Origin of the sequence: Nocardia sp. NPDC006982 (assembly GCF_042869435.1) — a bacterium.
GTDB lineage: Bacteria > Actinomycetota > Actinomycetes > Mycobacteriales > Mycobacteriaceae > Nocardia.
The window spans coordinates 272,647-292,481 of sequence record NZ_JBIAFV010000009.1 but is presented as its reverse complement, the minus strand read 5'-3'; the positions used below and the strand labels follow the sequence as shown (position 1 = coordinate 292,481).

The window sequence follows — 19,835 nt, the reverse complement described above, 5'->3', positions numbered from 1 at the left end:
TTCGCGGCCCGTCTCGCGTCCGAGTCGTCGAAGCGCATGCGACGAAGTCGCGAGTCTCGACGGCTCGGACGCGAGACAGAAGGGGGCCGCGAACACGCCGCGGCCACGCGGCCGAAAACACAGAACACGCCGCGCCCGCGCGGCCAATAACTCAGCACGTTGTCAGGGCGGCTGGGTAGTGTTGATGTACGGGCACGGACATTGCTCATGATCAGGGTCGTGCTCAGAATGGAGCCCTGGTCATGATGAGGACAGAGGAGGTCGGCTGCCATGGCACAAGAGCAGACCAAGCGCGCCGGGGGCGGCGACGAGGACGAGGGCCCGGAGGGCGTTGACGCCGCCGGTCAGGAGCGCCGCGAAAAACTGGCGGAGGACACCGACGACCTGCTCGACGAGATCGATGATGTGCTCGAGGAGAACGCGGAAGACTTTGTCCGCGCGTATGTGCAGAAGGGCGGCCAGTGACAGCAGGTGACCCCTTGCGTCTCCACCCGGGGCACGCCCTCTCGTCATTCACCGAGCACCTGCGCATGCACGCACCGGAACTGTTGCCTGGCAACCGATTCGGCGCGATCGAAGGTGCCACCGGAATCTCCGGTGGCACCGCCGCGAAGGATCTGGCTCCGCACGGAACCACCATTGTGGCGGTCTCGTTCCGCGGTGGTGTGCTGATTGCCGGTGACCGGCGGGCCACCCAGGGAAACCTGTTGGCCAGCAGGGATATCGAGAAGGTGTACATCACCGACACCTATTCGGCGGCCGGTATCGCGGGCACCGCGGGCATGGCCATCGAGATGGTGCGATTGTTCGCCGTCGAGCTGGAGTACTACGAGAAGATCGAGGGTGTCTCGCTGACCTTCGACGGCAAGGCCAACAAGCTGTCGAAGATGGTGCGCGACAACCTCCCTGCCGCGCTGCAGGGTCTGGCGGTGGTTCCGGTGCTGGTCGGCTACGACCAGCACGCCACCGATCTGGACAAGGCCGGTCGCATCGTGTCCTACGACGTGGTCGGCGGGCGCAGTGAGGAGCGGTTCGGTTACACCGCGGTCGGTTCGGGTTCGATGTTCGCGAAATCGTCGTTGAAAAAGCTGTACGCCAAGGGAATCGATGAGGATCGCGCATTGCGGATCGCCGTCGAATCGCTCTTCGACGCGGCCGACGACGACACCGCCACCGGCGGACCGGATCTGGTGCGCGGCATCTACCCGACGGCGATCGTCATCAACGACGAGGGCGCCGACGAGGTGACCGAATCGCGGTTGGAGGAGATCACGCGGGCGATCGTCGCCGATCGCGAGGCCGCAGAAGAGGGGAGTGCCTCAGCATGACACTGCCGTATTACGCGTCGGCCGAACAGATCATGCGCGACAAGACCGAGCTCGCGCGCAAGGGCATCGCTCGCGGTCGCAGTGTGATCGTGCTGACCTACGACAAGGGTGTGCTGTTCGTCGCGGAGAATCCCTCCGCGACATTGCACAAGGTGAGCGAGCTGTACGACCGCGTCGGGTTCGCGGCCGTCGGCAAGTACAACGAATTCGAGGCACTGCGCCGCGGCGGCATCCTGCAGGCCGACCTGAAGGGCTACCAGTACGACCGGCGCGATGTCACCGGTCGTGGCCTGGCCAATGCCTACGCGCAGACCCTGGGCACCATCTTCACCGATCAGCTCAAGCCCTACGAGGTGGAGATCTGCGTGGCCGAGGTCGGCTACCCGGAGCAGTCACCGGAATCGGTGCTGTACCGGATCACCTTCGACGGCTCGATCGTGGACGAACGCGAATATGTGGTGATGGGCGGCACGACCGAGCCCATCATGACCGCGTTGAAGGCCTCCTACCAGCCCGGACTCGATCTGGCCGGTGCCGTCGACGTGGCCGTGAAGGCCCTGAAGGCCGGGGTGCCCGAGGGTGCCGCGGACAAGGACAAGCGGGTGCTCGGGGTGGGTTCGCTCGAGGTCGCCACCCTCGAACAGGCGCGGCCGCGGCGGGCGTTCCGCCGGGTCGCGGGCGTGGCCCTGGACCAGTTGCTGAACGGCGGTAAGTCGGCGAACAAGGCCGAGGCGGCGCCCGCCGAGGCGAAGTCCGAGGACGCTCCCGAATCGGAGTAGTCCACCACGATCGTGCGACTGCGAAGGCCCTCCCGATTTTTCGGGAGGGCCTTCGTTTCGGCCGGTAGTTTTCCGCCGAACATTTCGCTCACGTGCGAAATCGTTGTGAAGACGTATGCACCGGGGTTGTCCGCAGCCCCACGCGAGTACATGACATGGCTGTAATGTCGATAGTGTGCAGCGACGAATCATGGGGATCGAGACCGAATTCGGTGTGACGTGCACCTTCCACGGACACCGTCGGCTCAGCCCCGACGAGGTGGCCCGGTATCTATTCCGCCGGGTAGTTTCCTGGGGCCGTAGCTCTAACGTGTTCCTCCGCAACGGTGCTCGGCTCTACCTCGATGTCGGGTCGCATCCGGAGTACGCCACCGCAGAGTGCGACAACTTGGCGCAGCTGGTCACTCACGACCGGGCTGGTGAGCGCGTGCTGGAGGAGTTGCTGATCGACGCCGAACAGCGCCTCGCGGAGGAAGGCATCGGCGGCGACATCTACCTGTTCAAGAACAACACCGACTCCGCGGGCAACTCCTACGGCTGCCACGAGAACTTCCTCGTCGTGCGGGCCGGCGAGTTCTCCCGGATCTCGGATGTGCTGCTGCCGTTCCTGGTCACGCGTCAGCTGATCTGCGGTGCGGGCAAGGTGCTGCAGACGCCGAAGGCGGCCACGTTCTGCCTGTCCCAGCGTGCCGAGCACATCTGGGAGGGCGTCTCCTCGGCGACCACCCGCTCGCGCCCGATCATCAACACCCGCGACGAGCCGCACGCCGATGCGGAGAAGTACCGGCGTCTGCATGTGATCGTCGGCGACTCGAATATGTCCGAGACCACCACCATGCTGAAGGTCGGTACGGCGGCGCTGGTGTTGGAGATGATCGAGGCGGGCGTCTCGTTCCGCGATTTCGCACTGGACAACCCGATCCGCGCCATCCGCGAGGTCAGCCACGACCTGACCGGTCGTCGTCCGGTCCGGCTCGCCGGCGGACGCCAAGCGAGTGCGCTCGACATCCAGCGCGAGTACTACGCTCGCGCCGTCGAGCACCTGCGCAACCGCGACCGTGACCCCAATATCGACCAGGTCGTCGATCTGTGGGGCCGCACCCTGGACGCGGTCGAGGCGCAGGACTTCGCCAAGGTCGACACCGAGGTCGACTGGGTGATCAAGCGCAAGCTCTTCCAGCGCTACCAGGATCGCTACGGCATGGAACTGTCCGATCCCAAGATCGCCCAGCTCGATCTGGCCTACCACGACATCAAGCGCGGCCGCGGCGTCTTCGACCTGCTGCAGCGCAAGGGGCTGGCCAAGCGCGTCACCGAGGACGAGGCGGTCGACGCGGCCGTGGACACCCCGCCGCAGACCACCCGCGCCAAACTGCGCGGCGATTTCATCACCGCCGCCCAGGAAGCGGGGCGTGACTTCACCGTCGACTGGGTGCACCTCAAGCTCAACGACCAAGCCCAGCGCACGGTCTTGTGCAAGGACCCGTTCCGCTCCGTCGACGAACGAGTGGATCGGCTGATCGCCTCGATGTAAGCGCTACTCCTCGGCGAGGTAGCGCTCGACGGACTCGACCTTCGAGGTCATGGCATCGGTGACGCCCGGACGGATATCGGCTTTGAGGACGAGGCTGCAGCGGGGCGCGGTGGCGAGGATAGCGTCGGTGGCGGCTTTGACCACGGCCATGACCTCGTCCCATTCGCCCTCGATCGTGGTGAACATGGCGTCGGTGCGATTGGGCAGACCGCTGGCTCGCACGATGCGGACGGCTTCGGCGACGGCTCGGCCGACGTCGACGCCCTCGCCGAGCGGTGTGACTGAGAACGCGATGATCATGATTCCATAATGGCCGCGCGAGCCGGATCGGGGTGAATCGCGCGCCGACGCGCGGTCGCGGCGGGCGGCCGATTACCCTGTGTCGAGTGGCGATATCCAAGGTCGAGCGGCTGATGAATCTGGTCATCGCGCTGCTGTCGACCCGGCAATTCCTGACCGCGGAGCGGATTCGGGACAGCGTCGCGGGGTACGAGGATTCGGCCAGCGACGAGGCGTTCAGTCGAATGTTCGAGCGCGATAAGAACGAGCTGCGTGACCTGGGGATTCCCTTGGAGGTCGGGCAGGTCAGCCGATTTTCGACGGTGGAGGGCTATCGGATCAACCGCGACGCCTACGAACTACCTGATATCGATCTGACCAGCGAGGAAGCGGCGGCGGTCGCGGTCGCGGTGCAGATGTGGGAGTCGCCGGAGCTGGCGGCCGCGGCCGAGGGCGCGCTGTTGAAATTGCGTGCGGCCGGGATCCACGTCGAGACCGATGCCGCGGTGGCTTCGGTGCCCGCGGTCCCCGCGCGCACCCGTGGCTCGGATGCGGTGCTCGGCAAGCTGCTGGCCGCGATCGATGCCGGTCAGGCGGTGCGGTTCGAACATCGGGGTGCGATCAACGAGCCGTATGTCATGCGTGATGTGGAGCCGTGGGGTGTGGTCACCCACAACGGCCGCTGGTATCTGGTCGGACACGATCGGAACCGGGATGCGGTCCGCAGCTTCCGCCTATCGCGCATCGGCGACGATGTGACCGCCTACGGGCCGCCCAATGCGGTCGGCAAGCCCGAGGGTGTCGATCTGCGTGAGATCGTCGGCACCGTCACCGGCAGCGCCCCGGTGACCGGCACCGCGACGGTGTGGGTGGCCGATGGCCATGGCCGCGAGATTCGCCGACTGGGACCCGTGCTGGAAGAGCGCACCATCGGCGAACGCCACGGCGTGGTCGTCGAATTGCCCATCCGATCCCGAGATTGGTTGGCGCGCTTGATTACCGGACTCGGTCCAGATGCCCTAGTGCTCGCACCGGAGGAACTACGCGCGGATGTGGTGGCGCGATTGCGCTCGGTTTTCGACCACACGGAGGTCACCGCATGAGCGAGTTCAGCGAGCGAACAATAGATACGGCCGAGCACTCGCTCGTGCCGGAGCCGAGCGTCAGCGAGGCGCAGGCATGAGCGAGCGCAGCGAGCGAACAATAGATACGGCCGAGCACTCGCTCGTGCCGGAGCCGAGCGTCAGCGAGGCGCAGGCATGAGCGAGCGAACCAGGGGCCCAGCCGAGCGGACGACAGGCACAGCCGAGCGCAGTCGACTTTCGGTTCGGCTCTCACGGCTGCTCAACATGATTCCGTACTTCATCGCGAATCCGGGGATCAGTGCCGCCGAGGCCGCCGCCGATCTCGGCGTGACCACCAAGCAGCTGATGAGCGATCTCAACCAGCTGTGGATGTGCGGCCTACCCGGTTACGGGCCGGGCGATCTGATCGACCTGTCGTTCTCCGAGGAGAGCATCGAGGTCACCTTCTCGGCGGGTATCGACCGTCCGCTGCGGCTGACCTCCACCGAGGCGACCGCGTTGCTGGTGGCGCTGCGCTCGATCGTGGATATGCCGGGCATGGTCGATCCGACCGCGGCGCATGCGGCGATCGCCAAACTGGAATCGGCCATCGTCGGCGGCAAGACCGTCGACGAGGCCCGCGAACACCTGCCGACCGAGGCTCCGGCGGTTTCGACGGTACGTTCGGCGCTGGCCCGACAGCGCGCGCTGCGCCTGGTCTACTACTCGGCAAGTCGCGATGTCGTATCCGAACGCGTCGTCGATCCCATTCGTATAGTGCTGGTGGACAACAACAGTTACCTGCAGGCCTGGTGCCGCGAGGCCGAGGGTGTGCGACTGTTCCGCTTCGATCGGATCGAGGCGGCCACCGAACTCGACGAGCCCGCCCGCCCGCCGAGCCACGCGACCGAGGCGGCCGCCGCGCTCGACCTGTTCCAGGACGATCCCGCGGTTCCGTTGGCGCGCTTGCGCATTCGCGGCGATTACGGTTGGGTGCTCGATCAATATCCGATGCATCGGATGGCGGTGCACCCGGACGGCAGCATCGAGACGACCATGCGCTTCGCCACCATGGACTGGATGGCGCGGCTGCTGCTCGGCTTCGGTTCCGGCGTCACGGTGCTCGGCCCGCCCGAATTGATCACCGCGGTGCGCGAACGCTCGAATGCCGCGCTGGCCGCCTACGAAGCGGCCGGGTTCCTGGAGACCAGATGAATCGCACGGAGGCTGGAACGGCGTGAGTGAGATGGTGGCATCCGCTCGGGTGCTGGTCCTGGGAGCCGGAAGTATCGGGTCCTTTGTCGGCGGAAAGCTGGCGGCGGCCGGCGCCGATGTCACATTCGTCGGCCGGCAGCGGGTGCTGGACGAGATCAGCGCATCCGGGCTGCGACTCACCGACCTCGACGGCGGTGACGTCGCGGTGGCGGGGGATGCGGTGCGCGTGTCGACCACACCGGAGGATGTCGGGTCCGCCGATCTGGTGTTGGTCACGGTGAAATCGGCGGCGACCGCGGCGGCCGTGCGCGATCTCGACGGCAAGATCCGCCCCGGCACCGTGGTGCTGAGCCTGCAGAACGGGATCGGCAACGACGCGGTGATCCGCGAGATCCTGCCGACCTGCGTGGTGCTGGCCGGGATGGTGATGTTCAACGTCGTGCACCATCCCGACGGCCGCTTCCATCGCGGCACCGAGGGTGGGCTGGCGGTGCAGGACGATCCGGCGCTCGGACAGTTCACCGACGTATTCGCGCGGGCTGGTCTGGCACTGCGGCGCTATCCGGACCTGCTGCCGGTGCAATGGGCGAAGCTGCTGCTGAACCTCAACAACCCGATCAATGCGCTGTCCGGCAGGCCGCTGCGCGAGGAACTGTCCGACCGCGACTTCCGGCGCTGCCTGGCCCTCACCCAGCGCGAGGCACTGGCCGCGATGCACAGGGCGCGGATTCGCCCTGCTCGGCTGACGCCGTTGCCGCCGGAGTGGATGGCCCGGCTGCTGACCGTTCCGGACGGGATCTTCCGCCGGGTCGCCGCGACCGTGCTGGCCATCGATCCGGAGGCGCGCTCGTCCATGGCCGATGACCTCGAACTCGGTCGCAAGACCGAAATCTCCTGGTTGTGCGGGGAGATCGTGAGCCTCGGCGCGATGGTGGGGCTGGCGACACCGGTCAATCAGCGTCTCATCGAACTGATCGTGGCCGCCGAACACGGCGACCGCCGCGACTGGACCGGGCCGGAACTATTGGAGCAGCTGCGAGCAGCGGCTGACACAAAGAACGACTGATTTCGTATCACCCGCACACGTCGCTCATCTTCGTCCGCGCGCACTGATTCACAGCGGACCAATGGCTTTCGCGACACGTTCATGGGTCGCGCAGGAGGTCGAAGAGCTTGCGGTGGGCGTGGGGGATCCCCGGACGGGGTGTAGTGGGCGATCACCACACCCGGGTCTGCGGCGCGACCGTCGAGGTGAGCACGCAGATAGTTGTATTCGTCGGGCAGGAAATGGGTAGGGGTGCCCAGGGTTTGGACGGCGTAGTTCAGGGCGGACTGATCCTCGATGGGAAGCGGTCGCGCGTTGTCGCGCCACAGCTTTGTCGCGAGATCGAAGACGGGGCGATGGGCGCGGCGATTCACGATGAACATGCCGGAGTTGAAGTACGTATGCCGCGGGATATCGGCGTCGTAGTCGGGGTAGAGCTCGATGAACTGGTCGCGGACACAGATGAATTCGGCCCGTTTCGATAGTGCGGCGGGCCGCCACTCGCGCAACACGACCGCGTCGGCGTCCAGATTCGAGCGCGCCAACCGGTTTCAGCCGATCACGGAGTCCTGCGCCCTGACGGATCCATCTGCGCAGGGTCCCCGCGGATCCCCGCAGCCGTTCGGCGCTACATCTTGGCGCTGCGGGCCATGACGAAGCTGTAGAGCCCGTAGGTGATTATGCCTGCCCCGGCGATCAGGAGCAGGACCATGCCGAAAGGTTGCGCGCCGAGCGTTTTCACGGCCCCGTCCAGGCCTGCGGACTTGTTCGGATCGGATTCGGTCGCCGCCAGGATCACCAGCAAACCGACCGCGGCGACGGCCAGCCCTTTAGCGATGTAGCCCACAGTGCCCAGCCGCCGCACGAAGGCGCTCGGGACCCCACGAAGATCGTCGAGAAAATTCTGGGCGGCTCCTTTGTGCACGTGGTAGCCGCCGACCGCGATGATGACCAGCCCAGCAGCGACGAGCACGATCGTGCCTGCCGTGTGCTGCATCAGGCGTGCGGTGAGCCCGACACTCTGGCCACTGCTCGACCGCCCACTGCCCTGCGCGAAACGGAACGCGGTGATCGCCAACGCGAAATACACGACCGACAGCGCGAGTGCTTTGGCCCGATCGAACACTTCGGACTTGCGGCGCTCGGCCCCCGGCTCGGACGCACTGCCGAAGACGGCCTCTGCCAGCCGCCACAGCGCCATCAGCACGAACGCGACCACGCCCACCCAAAGGATGAACTCGCCACCCGGTTTATCCGCCAGTTCCGCCATGGCCCCGGATTGATCAGCGTTGCCCCCACCGCCGAATGCGAGCCGGATGGCGATGTAGCCGATGAGCAGGTGGACAAGGCCGGACATGACGAAACCGGCGCGGGCGAGACCCGCGAAGACACTGCTCTGGGCGATCCGCCCGGCGGTGTGCGATAGACCGGTGTGGGTCATGCTGCTCCTCCATCCAGGTACCACGGCGCACCTGCGCAGGACATGGACCGGTTACCCATGTCCGCGGAGAAAGCACCTGCCCACGGCGCCCCGGTGAGCGGGTCGTAGCTTTCCGTCAAAGCGGGTGCAGGACCGATGTCACCTGCGGTGGGCGGCAGCGTGGCAGAGGTGGAGGAGACTTGGTACACATCGCGACGGCCGATTACGGTCAGTCAGGCCGATGTCCAGAAATGAGCGGATCAATCTACCGCAGGCCCGCTGGGAAACCATCGACGCACCCGCGATCGGCAAAAGGCTCGGGGCGGCGGGTGAGCATGTCGACGCGGGCGTTCTCGCATGTCATAGTCCGGTAGCATCGGAGCTACCACATTCTTTGGAGGTTTAATTATGGGCAGTCTGAGCATCTGGCACTGGCTGATCATCGCCGCGGTCTTCGTGATGTTCTTCGGCGCGAAGCGTATGCCCGATGCCGCCCGCAGCCTGGGCCGCTCGCTGCGCATCTTCAAGAGCGAAGTCAGCCAGATGCAGAACGAGAGCACCAGCGCACAGGCAAGTGCAGCACCGGTGCAGCAACCGGCCGCCGAACTGCCGCAGGCCTCGGCGGTCCAGCCGACCGTCGCGCAGCCGCAGGCCGAGCCGCAGGCCCAGCCGAAGTCGCTCTGAGCCCAGCCTTGCCGCCGGGGTGAGTAGCGAACTCGCTCCGGTCCTAGTGCTGTTGCCCGCCGACCGCTGCGGGCACCGTCGACCCCAGGGGCCAACACACCACCATGCGAATCCCGTTCGATCCCCGGCGCAGTAAGCGCAGGACGAATCCCGACGGCACCATGTCGTTGGTCGAGCATCTGCAAGAGCTGCGCCGTCGGCTGCTGGTCTCGATCGCCGCGGTCGTCGTCACCACGCTGTTCGGCTTCTTCTGGTACGCGCACACGATCTTCGGTATCGAAAGCCTCGGTTCGCTGCTGACCGGACCCTACTGTTCCCTGCCCGCCTCGTCGCGAGCCGTGCTCACCGCCGACGGCGCCTGCCGTCTGCTGGCGACAGCGCCCTTCGAGCAGTTCATGCTGCGGTTGAAGGTCGGTATGACGGCCGGCGTGGTACTGGCCGCTCCGGTGTGGCTGTATCAGATCTGGGCTTTCATCACGCCCGGTCTGTATGCGAAGGAACGCAAGTACGCGGTCGGCTTCGTCACCTCCGGTAGCGCGCTGTTCGTCACCGGCGCCGTACTCGCGTATTGGGTTGTCGCGCACGCGTTGAGCTTCCTGCTGAACATCGGCAACAACGCGCAGATCACCGCGCTGAGCGGTACGCAATACTTCAGCTTCATCATCCAGCTGCTCGTCATCTTCGGTGTCAGCTTCGAAATCCCGCTGCTGGTAGTCGGATTGAATCTGGTCGGAGTGCTGCACTACGACAAGCTCGCCAAGTGGCGACGCGGAATTGTCTTCGGGCTCTTCGTCTTCGCTGCGATCGTGACCCCGCAGGATCCGTTCTCCATGCTGGCCCTGGCGCTGGCGCTGACGGTGCTGTTCGAGGTTGCCATCCAGTTCTCCCGGATCAACGACAAGCGGCGCGCACGTCGGGAGGCCGAGGAATTGGCGGCACTCTCGGATGAGGAAGCCTCGACGATCTCCGGCCCCGAGCCGATCAACCCCGCCGATTCGATCATGGATCCCGCGGAGAAATCGGCGCGAGCTATGCCTACCCACTCCGCCGGCTCCGCCGGCGACCATCCCCCGATGTCGGACTACTCCGATACCCTCTGACCGTGACGTATCACCAGTCGCAGGCGGGCGAGCTGGCAAAGTTCTCCGCCGAGCTGACTTTCGGGTTGGATCCCTTCCAGCGCAATGCCTGTAAAGCCCTCGAGGGCGGGCACAGCGTGCTGGTCTGTGCTCCGACCGGCGCGGGTAAGACCGTCGTCGGCGAATTCGCGGTGCACCTCGCGTTGGCAGCGGGCGGAAAGTGTTTCTACACCACACCGATCAAAGCGCTGTCGAACCAGAAGTTCGCCGACCTGACCGAGCGCCACGGGCGCGACCAAGTCGGACTGCTCACCGGTGACCAGTCGATCAACCCGGACGCGCCGGTGGTCGTGATGACCACCGAGGTGCTGCGCAATATGCTCTACGCCTCCTCGGACGCGCTGCGCGGACTGTCGTATGTGGTGATGGACGAGGTGCACTACCTCGCCGACCGCTTCCGCGGCGCGGTCTGGGAGGAGGTCATCCTGCACCTGCCGCCGGAAGTGCGGCTGGTCAGCCTGTCGGCGACGGTCAGCAATGCCGAGGAATTCGGCGCGTGGATGGAAACCGTGCGTGGCGATACCGCGGTGGTCGTCGACGAGACCCGCCCGGTGCCGCTGTGGCAGCACGTCATGGTCGGGCGGCGGATGTTCGATCTGTTCGATACCGACTCCAGCGAGCAGAAGGTCTTGGTCGACGAGGATCTGGTGCGCTATATCCGCCACCGTGAGGCGGCGGACCGGATGAACAGCTGGGGTGGACCGCGCGGTCGCGGTGGCAACCGCAACTTCCGGCCGTTGCCGCGGCCGGAAGTGCTGGCCAAGCTCGATCAGGAAGGCCTGCTGCCCGCGATCACCTTCATCTTCAGCCGGGCCGGATGCGATGGGGCGCTTGCTCAGTGCCTGCGTTCGCGACTGGATCTCAGCTGTGACGACGAGACCGTAGAGATCGACGCGATCATCGAGAAGCACACCGGGGATCTGCCCAAGGTCGATCTGGAGGTGCTCGGCTACTGGGAGTGGCGCGAGGCGCTGCATCGCGGCTTGGCCGCGCATCACGCGGGCATGCTGCCCGCCTTCCGGCATACCGTCGAGGAATTGTTCGTGCGCGGTTTGGTGCGGGCCGTATTCGCCACGGAGACACTGGCTTTGGGCATCAATATGCCCGCGCGGACGGTGGTGCTCGAGCGGCTGGTCAAGTACAACGGCGAGTCGCACGCCGAGCTGACGCCGGGGGAGTACACGCAGCTCACGGGTCGGGCGGGGCGACGCGGGATCGATGTCGAGGGCCATGCGGTGGTGCTGTGGCAGCCCGAGGTCGATACCAGTGCGGTCGCCGGTCTTGCCTCCACCCGGACCTATCCGCTGCGCAGTTCGTTCCGGCCGGGCTACAACATGTCGATCAATCTGATCGATCGGATGGGCGCGGACGAGTCGCGGGCGCTGCTCGAGCGGTCTTTCGCGCAGTTCCAGGCCGACCGGTCGGTGGTGGGGTTGGTGCGCGGGATCGAGCGCAATGAGGGGCAGTTGCGCAAATTGCGAGGTCAGCTCGGCGGCGAGGACGGCGGCTTCCTGGAATACATCTCCCTGCGCGAGCGGATCAAGCAGCGTGAACGTCAGATCGCACAGCAGGGTCGGGCCGATCGGCGCGGGGCCGCGGTCGACGCGCTGGTCTCCCTGCGGCGGGGTGATGTGGTGGCCATTCCATCCGGGCGGCGGGCGGGGCTCGCGGTGATACTGGAGCCGGATGCCACGCCGGGGGATCCGCGTCCGTTGGTACTGACCGAGGACAAGTGGGCGGGTCGGGTATCGGTCGCCGATTTCCCGGTGCCCGCGAAGACATTGGGGCATATGCGGCTGCCGCGCAAGATCGATCACCGCACGGCACGGACTCGGCGTGATCTGGCGTCGGCGTTGCGCAGCACCGGGATCTCGGCGCCGGGCCGGTCGCGCCGTGGTGACCGTTCGCAGGCGGGCGAGGACCGCGAGCTGTCGACATTGCGGCGCAGTCTGCGTTCGCATCCGGCGCATACGCGGCCCGATCGCGAGCAGATGAGCCGGATCGGCGAGCGCTATAACCGGCTGCTGCGCGAGACCGAGACTATGCGCCAGAAGGTTGCCGCGACCACCAATTCGCTGGCGCGCACCTTCGACCGGATCCTCGGCCTGCTCGAGGAACGCGGGTTCGTGCACGCGGGCGAAGTGACCGCCGACGGACGGCGGCTGGCCAGGATCTACGCCGAAAGCGATCTGCTGGTCGCCGAATGTCTGCGGCAGGGACTGTGGCGCGGGCTCGGTCCGGCCGAATTGGCGGCGGTGGTTTCCGTTCTGGTGTACGAATCCCGCCAGGAGGGCGGCTATCTCGGCGCCAGCGGGCCGACCGAACCGATTCGCCGTGCCGTCGGCGCGACCGTCGGGGTGTGGAGCGAGTTGCGTTCCGATGAGGCACGGCACAAGCTGCCGCCCACCCGGGAACCGGATCTCGGTTTCGTGACAGGTGTTTACAAATGGGCGCGCGGCGATGGGTTGGCCGAGTCGTTGCTGGCCAGCGGCGATCATAACGCCCCGCTGTCCGCGGGCGATTTCGTGCGGTGGTGCCGACAGGTGATCGATCTGCTCGATCAGATCCACGGAACCGCCGACGATGCTGAGATCGCCGGGACCGCGGCCAAGGCCGTCCGCGCGATCCGACGGGGTGTCGTAGCCGTGGACGCCGCGTAGCCGATTCGATTGTGATTTGATTTCTTTCGCGTACCGACCGTGGCGGAGGAGTCGGACAGGATCGCACCTCATACGGGATTGGTCCTGTTGTGCGACGAGTCTCACGCGGGGGGCTACCGTGTGTATAACGATGCGAGTGGAGGCAACCAGATGAGCGGCCCGTACGGACCGAACGACGCCCCTGGTCCCGGGGAGGGACGCAACGATCCCACCCAGCAGTGGAGCGGACAGCAGGCACCCGGTGCAGCCGGGCCTACTCAGCAGTGGGGTGCTACCCCGCAGGCGCAGCCGACTCAGCAGTGGGGCGATCCGAACGCGCAGCAGCCGCAGTGGGGTCAGCCGAATCCGCAGAGCCAGCCGAGTCAGCCGCAGTGGGGCCAGCCTCAGCCCAGCCAGCCGAGTCAGCCGCAGTGGGGCCAGCCTCAGCCCAGCCAGCCGAGTCAGCCGCAGTGGGGTCAGCCGACCCAGCAGGACTGGTCCGCGCAGCAGGGGCAGCAGCAGCCCTGGCAGCAGGGCCAGCAGCAGCCGTGGCAGCAGCAGACCCCGCCGCCGAGCAGCGGCGGCAAGAGCAAGGGCCTGTTCATCGGCCTGGGTGTGCTCGCGCTCGCCGTCATCGGTGCCATCGTGGTGCTGGTGCTCGTGCTGACCAGCAAGGACGAGCTCGACCAGGCCGCCGTTCAGGACGGTGTCAAGAAGGTGCTCTCGGATTCTTACGGAATCCAGGACGTCGCCGATGTCTCCTGCCCCTCCGGCCAGCAGGTCAAGGTCGACGCGACCTTCACCTGTGACCTGAAGGTCAGCGGGGAGCAGAAGAAGGTCACCGTCAAGATCACCAAGGACGACGGCACCTACGAGGTCGGCCGCCCGAACTGACGGTTCTTCGGTCGGCAGGTCGGCGAGCGGGCGTCGGTGGGGCGACCCCGCTGCGCGGGCCTAGTAGAGGGCGAGCGCGCGTACGTCGGCGCGGCGACCAGGTACTCCGCAGGTAGGTACAACTCCTGAGTCGGGCGGCGCACCGCCGAGCTGTTCGCCTGGTGGCGCAGAGGTAGCGACGGCCTCGTCGCGCAAGCTGTGCAACCTATGCGAGGTCGCTACTGGGTATGCGAGGCCTCGTGCTTGTGCATGACAATCGGTGCGGTCACCCCGAGTGCGCTGCGGTCAGTGCCGCGATCAGGCGGGTGATGGGACTTTCCGCGTTGTAGGTGGTGGCCAGTTCGCGGAGGCGGTCCGGGTCGGCGGGGGTCATGGGGAGGGTGTCGGGGCAGGACAGCTCCACATCGGCGTCGCAGACCACGCGGGTGACCGGGGCGGCGGCCTTCAGGTAGGTCTCTGCGGCGCGGAGTTTGGCGCGGATGCCCTGGGCCATATCGGCTGCGGGGTCGTCCACGGCCGCGGTGAGCGCGTCAAGGGAGCCGAAGCGGGAGATGAGCATCGCGGCGGACTTCTCGCCGATACCTGCGACGCCGGGCAAGCCGTCGGAGGAGTCGCCGCGCAGGGTCGCCATATCCGCATAGGCAGGGCCCGCATTCTCCAGTGGCACACCGTATTTCGCGGACACCTCGGCGGGACCGAACAATTCGGCCTTGGCCAATCCGCGACCGGCGTAGAGCACGCGCACCGGCGGTGCCGGCTCGTCGCGGACCAGCTGGAGTAGGTCGCGGTCGCCGCTGACGACCACCACCGGATCGGTGCGCTCGCGGGTGGCCAGGGTGCCGAGCACGTCGTCGGCCTCGAGTCCGATCGCGCCGCCGGTGGCGATGCCCGCCGCAGCGAGCACGTCGAGGATCATCTCGACCTGCGGGGTCAAAGTATCCGGGACGTCCTCGGCGCCGGGTGCCGCATCGGCGGTGGTGTCGAGGCGGTGGGTCTTGTAGGTCGGCACCAGCGCCACCCGGAATGCGGGGCGCCATTCCAGGTCCAGGCAGACGACCAACCGGCTCGGCTTGTGCTTGGTGATGAGCGAGGCGACCATATCGGTGAAGCCGCGCAGGGCGTTCACCGATCGGCCGTCGGGTGCGGTGATTTTCTCCGGAATCGCGTGGAACGCGCGGAACCACAGGCTCGCGCCATCGAGCAACAGCAGGGGCCCACCGGAAGTCGCAGTGTTCACGCCGCTGAGGCTACCTGTCCGCAACGACAACCTCGGGTGATCGGTATTCACATTCGGGTTGATGTCGGGGGCGGGTAACGTCGCACGGTATGAGCTCGCACACGGAGTCCCGATTCGCGGCGGATATCTACGGTGATCGACTCGAGCGGGCGGTGCAGTTGATGCGCGCCGCTCACCTGGACGCGCTATTGATCACGCCGGGGCCGGATCTGCGCTATCTCATCGGCTCGGCGGCGGAGTCCTTCGAGCGACTGACTTGTCTGGTGATCACGGCCGACGGTGCCACCCCCTCGGTGGTGATTCCGAAGCTCGAACTGGCTTCGCTGGAGGGTTCGGCCGCGGGTGAACTCGGTTTGCAGGTGCTGGATTGGGTCGACGGCGTCGATCCGTATCAGCTCGTGAAGTCGTCGCTGCACGTCGGCTCCCGGGTCGCGGTCACCGATGTCATGCCCGCAATGCATCTGCTGCCTTTGGCCGAATCCGTCAGTGGACTGCCCACTTCGGCCACGCCGGTACTGCGGGAACTGCGAATGATCAAGGACCAGGCCGAAATCGAGGCTCTGCGGCGTGCCGGTGCGGCCATCGACCGGGTGCATGCGCGGATGGGTGAATTCCTGCGCGTCGGTCGCACCGAGGCCGAGGTCGGCGCTGACATCAAGGCGGCGATCGTCGAGGAGGGGCACACCGAGGCGGCGTTCGTCATCGTCGGCAGCGGACCGCACGGCGCCGACCCGCACCACGGCGTGTCCGATCGTCGCATCGAAGCCGCAGATGTGGTGGTGATCGATATCGGCGGCCCGGTCGACCCTGGCTACTACTCGGACTCGACCCGCACCTACGTCCTCGGTGAGCCCGAGTCCACCGTGGCCACACGATTCGGGGAACTCGAGCGCGCCCAAGCTGCCGCGGTAGCCGCCGTCCGCCCAGGTGTCACCGCCGAATCGGTCGACGCCGCAGCGCGAAACCTGTTGACCGAAGCCGGTTTCGGCCCCGCCTTCGTCCACCGCACCGGCCACGGCATCGGCCTCTCGGTCCATGAGGAGCCCTACATCGTCGAAGGCAACAGCCTGGTCCTGGAACCCGGCATGGCCTTCAGCATCGAACCCGGCATCTACTTCCGCGGCGATTGGGGCGCACGTATCGAGGACATCGTCGTGGTCACCGAAGACGGCTGCGAGTCGATGAACCAGCGGCCGCATGGTTTGACAGTGCTCTGAGCCGAGCTGTGTCTCCGTGACTGCTGGGGTGTGCCATTGCTACCGGCCGTGAATTCGTCGCAGAGTGACCGCGCTATGCGCGGCGTGGTGAATGCGCAAGCACGGTGATGGCGTTCCCAGCTCGATGATTCTTCGCGCGCTCAGCGGCGGTGCGGTAAGCTGCGCGGCGAAATACCCTGGGATGCAATGACTTCGGGTTCGAGGTCAGGTCGGCGGTGGTTCAGGCCGGGGCGGGGGCGAGGGTGCTGCTGGAGAGTACGTGCTGGACTTGGATTGCGATGACCACGCGGGTCGGGTTCTCCCGGGGGACTCGGTAGCGGCCCGCGTATCGGTCTACGGCTTCTGCGACGTTGTCCGGATCGTCGAGCACCGTGGCCGGGCCTTCCAGGGTGATCCAGCGGATTCCGTCCACCTGGCTCACTGCCGCGTAACCGGAGCGCCGCACATTGCGCACCTTCACCGAGCCGTCGTTGGTGATCACTCGCGCGATCCCGGCTTCCGGATCCCAGGTGAAGCCCACCGCGACCACATGTGGCGTGCCGTCGGCACGGAGGGTGGTCAGGGTCGCGAGGTGTCGCTCGGTGACGAATTCGAGTGCGGCAGTGGACAGCTGTGCGGTGCTGGTCGGCATCCCCTGACCGTAGCGGTATGCGGGCCGCCCGGCACCGGCACATACCGCGGCAGCACATCTGGTACGGACTGGTCAGTTCGGTGTTTCGTGCGTGCTCGGATATTCTGAGCGCCGAGATCGACAATCGAGGGGTTCAGGGATGCAGAGCACCGATGTCCAATTGGCCGCTCGATGGTGGCAGTGGGCCATGTCGATTCCGATCGCCAAGAATCCGGTCTGCGACGAGACCGGGGCCTGCGCGGCCGAAGCTCAGCCCGACGATGTCTGGTTCCTCGCCGGAACGTTCGGCGGCAAGGTCAGCCGAAGCTGTGCTGTGCCCTACGGTCGCCCTATCTTCTTTCCCGCCTTCAATACCTTCCAGAAGGTCGAAAGGTCGTTTTTCCAATTCGGCAGCCGACCGCCGGTGGTGCCGACGGCGAGCGGCCACGCCGAGCTGAACGGCGTCGCATTACCGCTGCTGGAAGTGACCAACCGCGCGGCATTCCCCATCAACCCGGCGGCGGGCGGCCCGTTCCAGGTGACCGGCCGTTTCAAGGCGACAGCATGGGGGCTCTGGTGCAGGCTGGACGACCTGGTCCGCGGCGACTACATCCTCGCCTTCGGTGGTGAGTACGAGCCGGGCGGCTTCTGGGTCGAGGCCTCCTATCAGCTCGAGATCGTCTGACCTGGCGGATCGGCACAGCGGGGTGGGGTGAAAGACTGGCAGCATGGGATCGCGTGGAATTGCCGAGGGGCCGGTGCTGGTACTCGGGGGCCGCAGTGAGATCGGGCTCGAGGTGGCGCGACGGCTGGCGCCGGGGCGTGTTGTGATACTCGCGGCGCGACGCAGTGCGGAGTTGACGCAGGAGAGTGCGGCGGTTGCGGCAGCCGGGGCGACGGCAGTGCATACCGTCGAATTCGATGCGGACGATACGGCGAGTCATCCCGCGCTGCTGGAGAAGATCGCGGCCGAGTACGGCGGGATCGGGGTCGCGGTGATCGCATTCGGAGTGCTCGGGGATCAGGCGCGGGCCGAACGCGATCCGGCACATGCGATCGCGGTCGTGCACACCGATTATGTCGCGCAGATCAGCGTGCTCACCATCCTCGCGAATATGCTTCGGGCGCAAGGCAGTGGGCATCTCGTCGTCTTCAGCTCGTTCGCGGGCGCGCGGGTGCGGCGAGCCAATTACGTCTACGGTTCGGCGAAGGCGGGTCTCGACGGATTCGCCGGCGGTCTCTCGGATGCTTTGCACGGCAGCGGTGTTCACCTGCTGCTGCTGCGTTGCGGGTTCGTCATCGGCCGGATGACCGAGGGCATGGACCCGGCACCGATGTCCAGCACCCCCGACCAAGTGGCGGATGCGGTCGTGCGCGGCCTGCGTCGTCGCGCCGGTCGGGTGTGGGTCCCCGGCATTCTGCGTCCGGTCATCTTCGCGATCCGCCTACTGCCCCAACCCATCTGGCGTCGGATGCCGCGGTGAACGGCGGTGCGCAGTGGAGTGGGCCGCCGATCGCTGTCATCGGTATCGGTGCCGACGGGTGGAGCGGGCTCGGCGAGGCTGCGCGCGAAGCGGTCTCGGATGCCGAAGTGGTATTCGGATCGGCGCGGCAACTCGAGCTGATTCCGCAGGATGTTGCTGTGGCGCGGCGAGAGTGGCCTTCGCCGTTGGTCCCTGCACTGCCCAGTTTGTTCGCCGACCACACCGGTCGGCGGATATGCGTGCTGGCCAGTGGGGATCCGATGTTCTACGGCATCGGGGTGACGTTGGCGCGGCTGTTCGGTGCGGATCACCTGCGGGTATTTCCGCAGGCATCATCGGCATCGCTGGCATGTGCACGGCTGGGTTGGGCGTTGGCGGAAACTCCGGTGGTCAGCGCGGTGGGGCGGCCGGTCGAGTCGGTGTTGCCCGAGTTGGCCGACCGGCGGCGGGTGCTGGTGCTGAGCGCGGACGAGCACACGCCGGGACAGCTCGCGGAACTGTTGCGGGACAATGGTTTCGGGGAGTCGGCATTGACCGTGCTCGAGCAGTTGGGCGGCCCGCGCGAAAGGGTCGTGCACGATCGCGCGACGGGGTGGGAACTCGCGGCGGGGGACCCGCTCAATATCGTCGCGATCGACTGCGTCGCCGACCCTAAGCACCTGCGGGCGACGCGTGTGCCCGGACTGGCGGATGAGCTCTTCGGCGGTGACGGTCAACTCACCAAATCCGAGGTCAGGGCACTGACACTGGCCGCGCTGGCACCCGCGCCCGGGGAATTGCTGTGGGACGTCGGCGGTGGTTCCGGCAGTATCGCGATCGAATGGTGCCGCACGCATCCGAGCTGTCGGGCGGTCAGCTTCGAGCGACTCGAACACCGGCGGCGGCAGATCGCCGACAACGCCGCCGCCCTTGGTGTTCCATACATCGGTGTTTTTGGAGAGATACTCACCGATGTCGGAAAATCTACCGAATCACCACCTCCGGACGCAATATTTATCGGTGGCGGGCTCACCCAGGATGGCGTACTCGAGACATGCTGGTCGCGTCTACGTCAGGGCGGCCGCTTGGTGGCGAATGCGGTGACAGCGGAATCCGAAGCATTGCTACTGAATTGGGCTGCTGTGCACGGCGGTGAACTGCGGAAGTTTCAGATTTACCGGGCCGAAGCCCTCGGCAAGTTCACGACCTGGCGGCCGCAATTGCCGGTCGCCCAGTGGGCAGTTGTGAAACGCGGCTCGGTCTGAAACCTCGCTTCGCGGGTGAAATG

Annotated in this window: 20 protein-coding genes; 16 read left to right on the top strand and 4 right to left on the bottom strand. The window is 66.4% G+C overall.

Annotated elements, in window-relative coordinates; genetic code table 11:
* Window positions 1-270 precede the first annotated feature (270 nt).
* The 4 genes from ACFYOW_RS31965 (at window position 271) to pafA (ending at window position 3,641) form a co-directional block, all read left to right on the top strand.
* A complete protein-coding gene (locus ACFYOW_RS31965; protein ID WP_014351559.1) occupies window positions 271-465 on the top strand; it encodes a ubiquitin-like protein Pup in 195 nt (64 codons plus the stop codon).
* Window positions 462-1,328, top strand: coding sequence for a proteasome subunit beta (gene prcB, locus ACFYOW_RS31960; protein ID WP_387293790.1), 867 nt, complete (start codon window positions 462-464; stop codon window positions 1,326-1,328). The genes ACFYOW_RS31965 and prcB overlap by 4 nt, the downstream gene beginning before the upstream one ends.
* Window positions 1,325-2,107, top strand: a complete 783-nt coding sequence (prcA, locus tag ACFYOW_RS31955) for a proteasome subunit alpha (protein ID WP_387293789.1) — start codon at window positions 1,325-1,327, stop codon at window positions 2,105-2,107. The genes prcB and prcA overlap by 4 nt, the downstream gene beginning before the upstream one ends.
* Before the next feature lie 175 nt (window positions 2,108-2,282).
* Window positions 2,283-3,641: a Pup--protein ligase gene (gene pafA, locus ACFYOW_RS31950; RefSeq protein WP_218007602.1), complete on the top strand. Its 1,359-nt coding sequence runs from the start codon at window positions 2,283-2,285 to the stop codon at window positions 3,639-3,641.
* Between the two features lie 3 nt (window positions 3,642-3,644).
* Here the strand turns inward: pafA and ACFYOW_RS31945 are convergent, their stop codons facing one another.
* The gene (locus ACFYOW_RS31945; RefSeq protein ID WP_387293788.1) at window positions 3,645-3,941 is read right to left on the bottom strand and encodes an MTH1187 family thiamine-binding protein; all 297 of its coding nucleotides are present in this window, start codon (window positions 3,939-3,941) and stop codon (window positions 3,645-3,647) included.
* Window positions 3,942-4,027: 86 nt separating this feature from the next.
* Between ACFYOW_RS31945 and ACFYOW_RS31940 the strand changes: the two genes are divergently transcribed.
* The 4 genes from ACFYOW_RS31940 (at window position 4,028) to ACFYOW_RS31925 (ending at window position 7,729) form a co-directional block, all read left to right on the top strand.
* Window positions 4,028-5,023 carry a helix-turn-helix transcriptional regulator gene (locus ACFYOW_RS31940; RefSeq protein ID WP_387293787.1) on the top strand — a complete coding sequence of 332 codons (996 nt, stop codon included), beginning with the start codon at window positions 4,028-4,030 and terminating at the stop codon, window positions 5,021-5,023.
* Window positions 5,024-5,179: 156 nt separating this feature from the next.
* On the top strand, window positions 5,180-6,199 hold the full coding sequence (locus ACFYOW_RS31935; RefSeq protein WP_387293786.1) for a helix-turn-helix transcriptional regulator: 1,020 nt from the start codon (window positions 5,180-5,182) through the stop codon (window positions 6,197-6,199).
* Between the two features lie 31 nt (window positions 6,200-6,230).
* The gene (locus ACFYOW_RS31930; protein ID WP_387293822.1) at window positions 6,231-7,265 is read left to right on the top strand and encodes a 2-dehydropantoate 2-reductase; all 1,035 of its coding nucleotides are present in this window, start codon (window positions 6,231-6,233) and stop codon (window positions 7,263-7,265) included.
* A 143-nt stretch (window positions 7,266-7,408) separates the two neighbouring features.
* The gene (locus tag ACFYOW_RS31925; RefSeq protein ID WP_387293785.1) at window positions 7,409-7,729 is read left to right on the top strand and encodes a hypothetical protein; all 321 of its coding nucleotides are present in this window, start codon (window positions 7,409-7,411) and stop codon (window positions 7,727-7,729) included.
* Window positions 7,730-7,872: 143 nt separating this feature from the next.
* Here ACFYOW_RS31925 and ACFYOW_RS31920 read toward each other — a convergent pair whose 3' ends face one another.
* Window positions 7,873-8,685, bottom strand: coding sequence for a DUF1206 domain-containing protein (locus ACFYOW_RS31920; protein ID WP_387293784.1), 813 nt, complete (start codon window positions 8,683-8,685; stop codon window positions 7,873-7,875).
* 387 nt (window positions 8,686-9,072) lie between these two features.
* On the opposite strand from ACFYOW_RS31920, the gene tatA reads away from it, so the two are divergent.
* The 4 genes from tatA to ACFYOW_RS31900 all read left to right on the top strand — a co-directional run bounded on the left by tatA (window position 9,073) and on the right by ACFYOW_RS31900 (window position 14,020).
* The gene (tatA, locus tag ACFYOW_RS31915; protein ID WP_387293783.1) at window positions 9,073-9,348 is read left to right on the top strand and encodes a Sec-independent protein translocase subunit TatA; all 276 of its coding nucleotides are present in this window, start codon (window positions 9,073-9,075) and stop codon (window positions 9,346-9,348) included.
* 104 nt (window positions 9,349-9,452) lie between these two features.
* Window positions 9,453-10,448 carry a twin-arginine translocase subunit TatC gene (tatC, locus tag ACFYOW_RS31910; RefSeq protein ID WP_387293782.1) on the top strand — a complete coding sequence of 332 codons (996 nt, stop codon included), beginning with the start codon at window positions 9,453-9,455 and terminating at the stop codon, window positions 10,446-10,448.
* The gene (locus tag ACFYOW_RS31905) at window positions 10,445-13,147 is read left to right on the top strand and encodes a DEAD/DEAH box helicase (RefSeq protein ID WP_387293821.1); all 2,703 of its coding nucleotides are present in this window, start codon (window positions 10,445-10,447) and stop codon (window positions 13,145-13,147) included. The genes tatC and ACFYOW_RS31905 overlap by 4 nt, the downstream gene beginning before the upstream one ends.
* A 150-nt stretch (window positions 13,148-13,297) precedes the next feature.
* Window positions 13,298-14,020: a DUF4333 domain-containing protein gene (locus ACFYOW_RS31900; RefSeq protein ID WP_387293781.1), complete on the top strand. Its 723-nt coding sequence runs from the start codon at window positions 13,298-13,300 to the stop codon at window positions 14,018-14,020.
* A gap of 265 nt (window positions 14,021-14,285) precedes the next feature.
* Here ACFYOW_RS31900 and ACFYOW_RS31895 read toward each other — a convergent pair whose 3' ends face one another.
* On the bottom strand, window positions 14,286-15,257 hold the full coding sequence (locus ACFYOW_RS31895) for a 5'-3' exonuclease H3TH domain-containing protein (RefSeq protein ID WP_387293780.1): 972 nt from the start codon (window positions 15,255-15,257) through the stop codon (window positions 14,286-14,288).
* Between the two features lie 89 nt (window positions 15,258-15,346).
* On the opposite strand from ACFYOW_RS31895, the gene ACFYOW_RS31890 reads away from it, so the two are divergent.
* Complete coding sequence (locus ACFYOW_RS31890; protein WP_387293779.1) at window positions 15,347-16,474, top strand: M24 family metallopeptidase; 1,128 nt, start codon at window positions 15,347-15,349, stop codon at window positions 16,472-16,474.
* A 220-nt stretch (window positions 16,475-16,694) separates the two neighbouring features.
* Here the strand turns inward: ACFYOW_RS31890 and ACFYOW_RS31885 are convergent, their stop codons facing one another.
* Window positions 16,695-17,105 (bottom strand): PPOX class F420-dependent oxidoreductase, encoded by a 411-nt coding sequence (locus tag ACFYOW_RS31885; RefSeq protein WP_387293778.1) that lies wholly within the window; start codon window positions 17,103-17,105, stop codon window positions 16,695-16,697.
* Window positions 17,106-17,244: 139 nt separating this feature from the next.
* Between ACFYOW_RS31885 and ACFYOW_RS31880 the strand changes: the two genes are divergently transcribed.
* From ACFYOW_RS31880 to cbiE, 3 genes are read left to right on the top strand one after another with little or no spacing between them, the layout of a single operon-like run.
* The gene (locus ACFYOW_RS31880; RefSeq protein WP_387293776.1) at window positions 17,245-17,769 is read left to right on the top strand and encodes a hypothetical protein; all 525 of its coding nucleotides are present in this window, start codon (window positions 17,245-17,247) and stop codon (window positions 17,767-17,769) included.
* Between the two features lie 43 nt (window positions 17,770-17,812).
* Window positions 17,813-18,568 carry an SDR family NAD(P)-dependent oxidoreductase gene (locus tag ACFYOW_RS31875; protein ID WP_387293775.1) on the top strand — a complete coding sequence of 252 codons (756 nt, stop codon included), beginning with the start codon at window positions 17,813-17,815 and terminating at the stop codon, window positions 18,566-18,568.
* Window positions 18,547-19,812 carry a precorrin-6y C5,15-methyltransferase (decarboxylating) subunit CbiE gene (gene cbiE / locus ACFYOW_RS31870; protein WP_387293820.1) on the top strand — a complete coding sequence of 422 codons (1,266 nt, stop codon included), beginning with the start codon at window positions 18,547-18,549 and terminating at the stop codon, window positions 19,810-19,812. The genes ACFYOW_RS31875 and cbiE overlap by 22 nt, the downstream gene beginning before the upstream one ends.
* Window positions 19,813-19,835 lie beyond the last annotated feature (23 nt).

What these genes read in the sequence shown, in the direction of transcription:
- ACFYOW_RS31965 (WP_014351559.1), top strand. Translation starts at nt 271, where the DNA reads ATGGCACAAGAGCAGACCAAGCGCGCCGGGGGCGGCGACGAGGACGAG.
- ACFYOW_RS31875 (WP_387293775.1), top strand. Translation starts at nt 17,813, where the DNA reads ATGGGATCGCGTGGAATTGCCGAGGGGCCGGTGCTGGTACTCGGGGGC.
- ACFYOW_RS31920 (WP_387293784.1), bottom strand. Translation starts at nt 8,685, where the DNA reads ATGACCCACACCGGTCTATCGCACACCGCCGGGCGGATCGCCCAGAGC.
- ACFYOW_RS31890 (WP_387293779.1), top strand. Translation starts at nt 15,347, where the DNA reads ATGAGCTCGCACACGGAGTCCCGATTCGCGGCGGATATCTACGGTGAT.
- tatA (WP_387293783.1), top strand. Translation starts at nt 9,073, where the DNA reads ATGGGCAGTCTGAGCATCTGGCACTGGCTGATCATCGCCGCGGTCTTC.
- ACFYOW_RS31945 (WP_387293788.1), bottom strand. Translation starts at nt 3,941, where the DNA reads ATGATCATCGCGTTCTCAGTCACACCGCTCGGCGAGGGCGTCGACGTC.
- prcA (WP_387293789.1), top strand. Translation starts at nt 1,325, where the DNA reads ATGACACTGCCGTATTACGCGTCGGCCGAACAGATCATGCGCGACAAG.
- ACFYOW_RS31935 (WP_387293786.1), top strand. Translation starts at nt 5,180, where the DNA reads ATGAGCGAGCGAACCAGGGGCCCAGCCGAGCGGACGACAGGCACAGCC.
- ACFYOW_RS31885 (WP_387293778.1), bottom strand. Translation starts at nt 17,105, where the DNA reads ATGCCGACCAGCACCGCACAGCTGTCCACTGCCGCACTCGAATTCGTC.
- ACFYOW_RS31900 (WP_387293781.1), top strand. Translation starts at nt 13,298, where the DNA reads ATGAGCGGCCCGTACGGACCGAACGACGCCCCTGGTCCCGGGGAGGGA.
- ACFYOW_RS31930 (WP_387293822.1), top strand. Translation starts at nt 6,231, where the DNA reads ATGGTGGCATCCGCTCGGGTGCTGGTCCTGGGAGCCGGAAGTATCGGG.
- ACFYOW_RS31880 (WP_387293776.1), top strand. Translation starts at nt 17,245, where the DNA reads ATGCAGAGCACCGATGTCCAATTGGCCGCTCGATGGTGGCAGTGGGCC.
- tatC (WP_387293782.1), top strand. Translation starts at nt 9,453, where the DNA reads ATGCGAATCCCGTTCGATCCCCGGCGCAGTAAGCGCAGGACGAATCCC.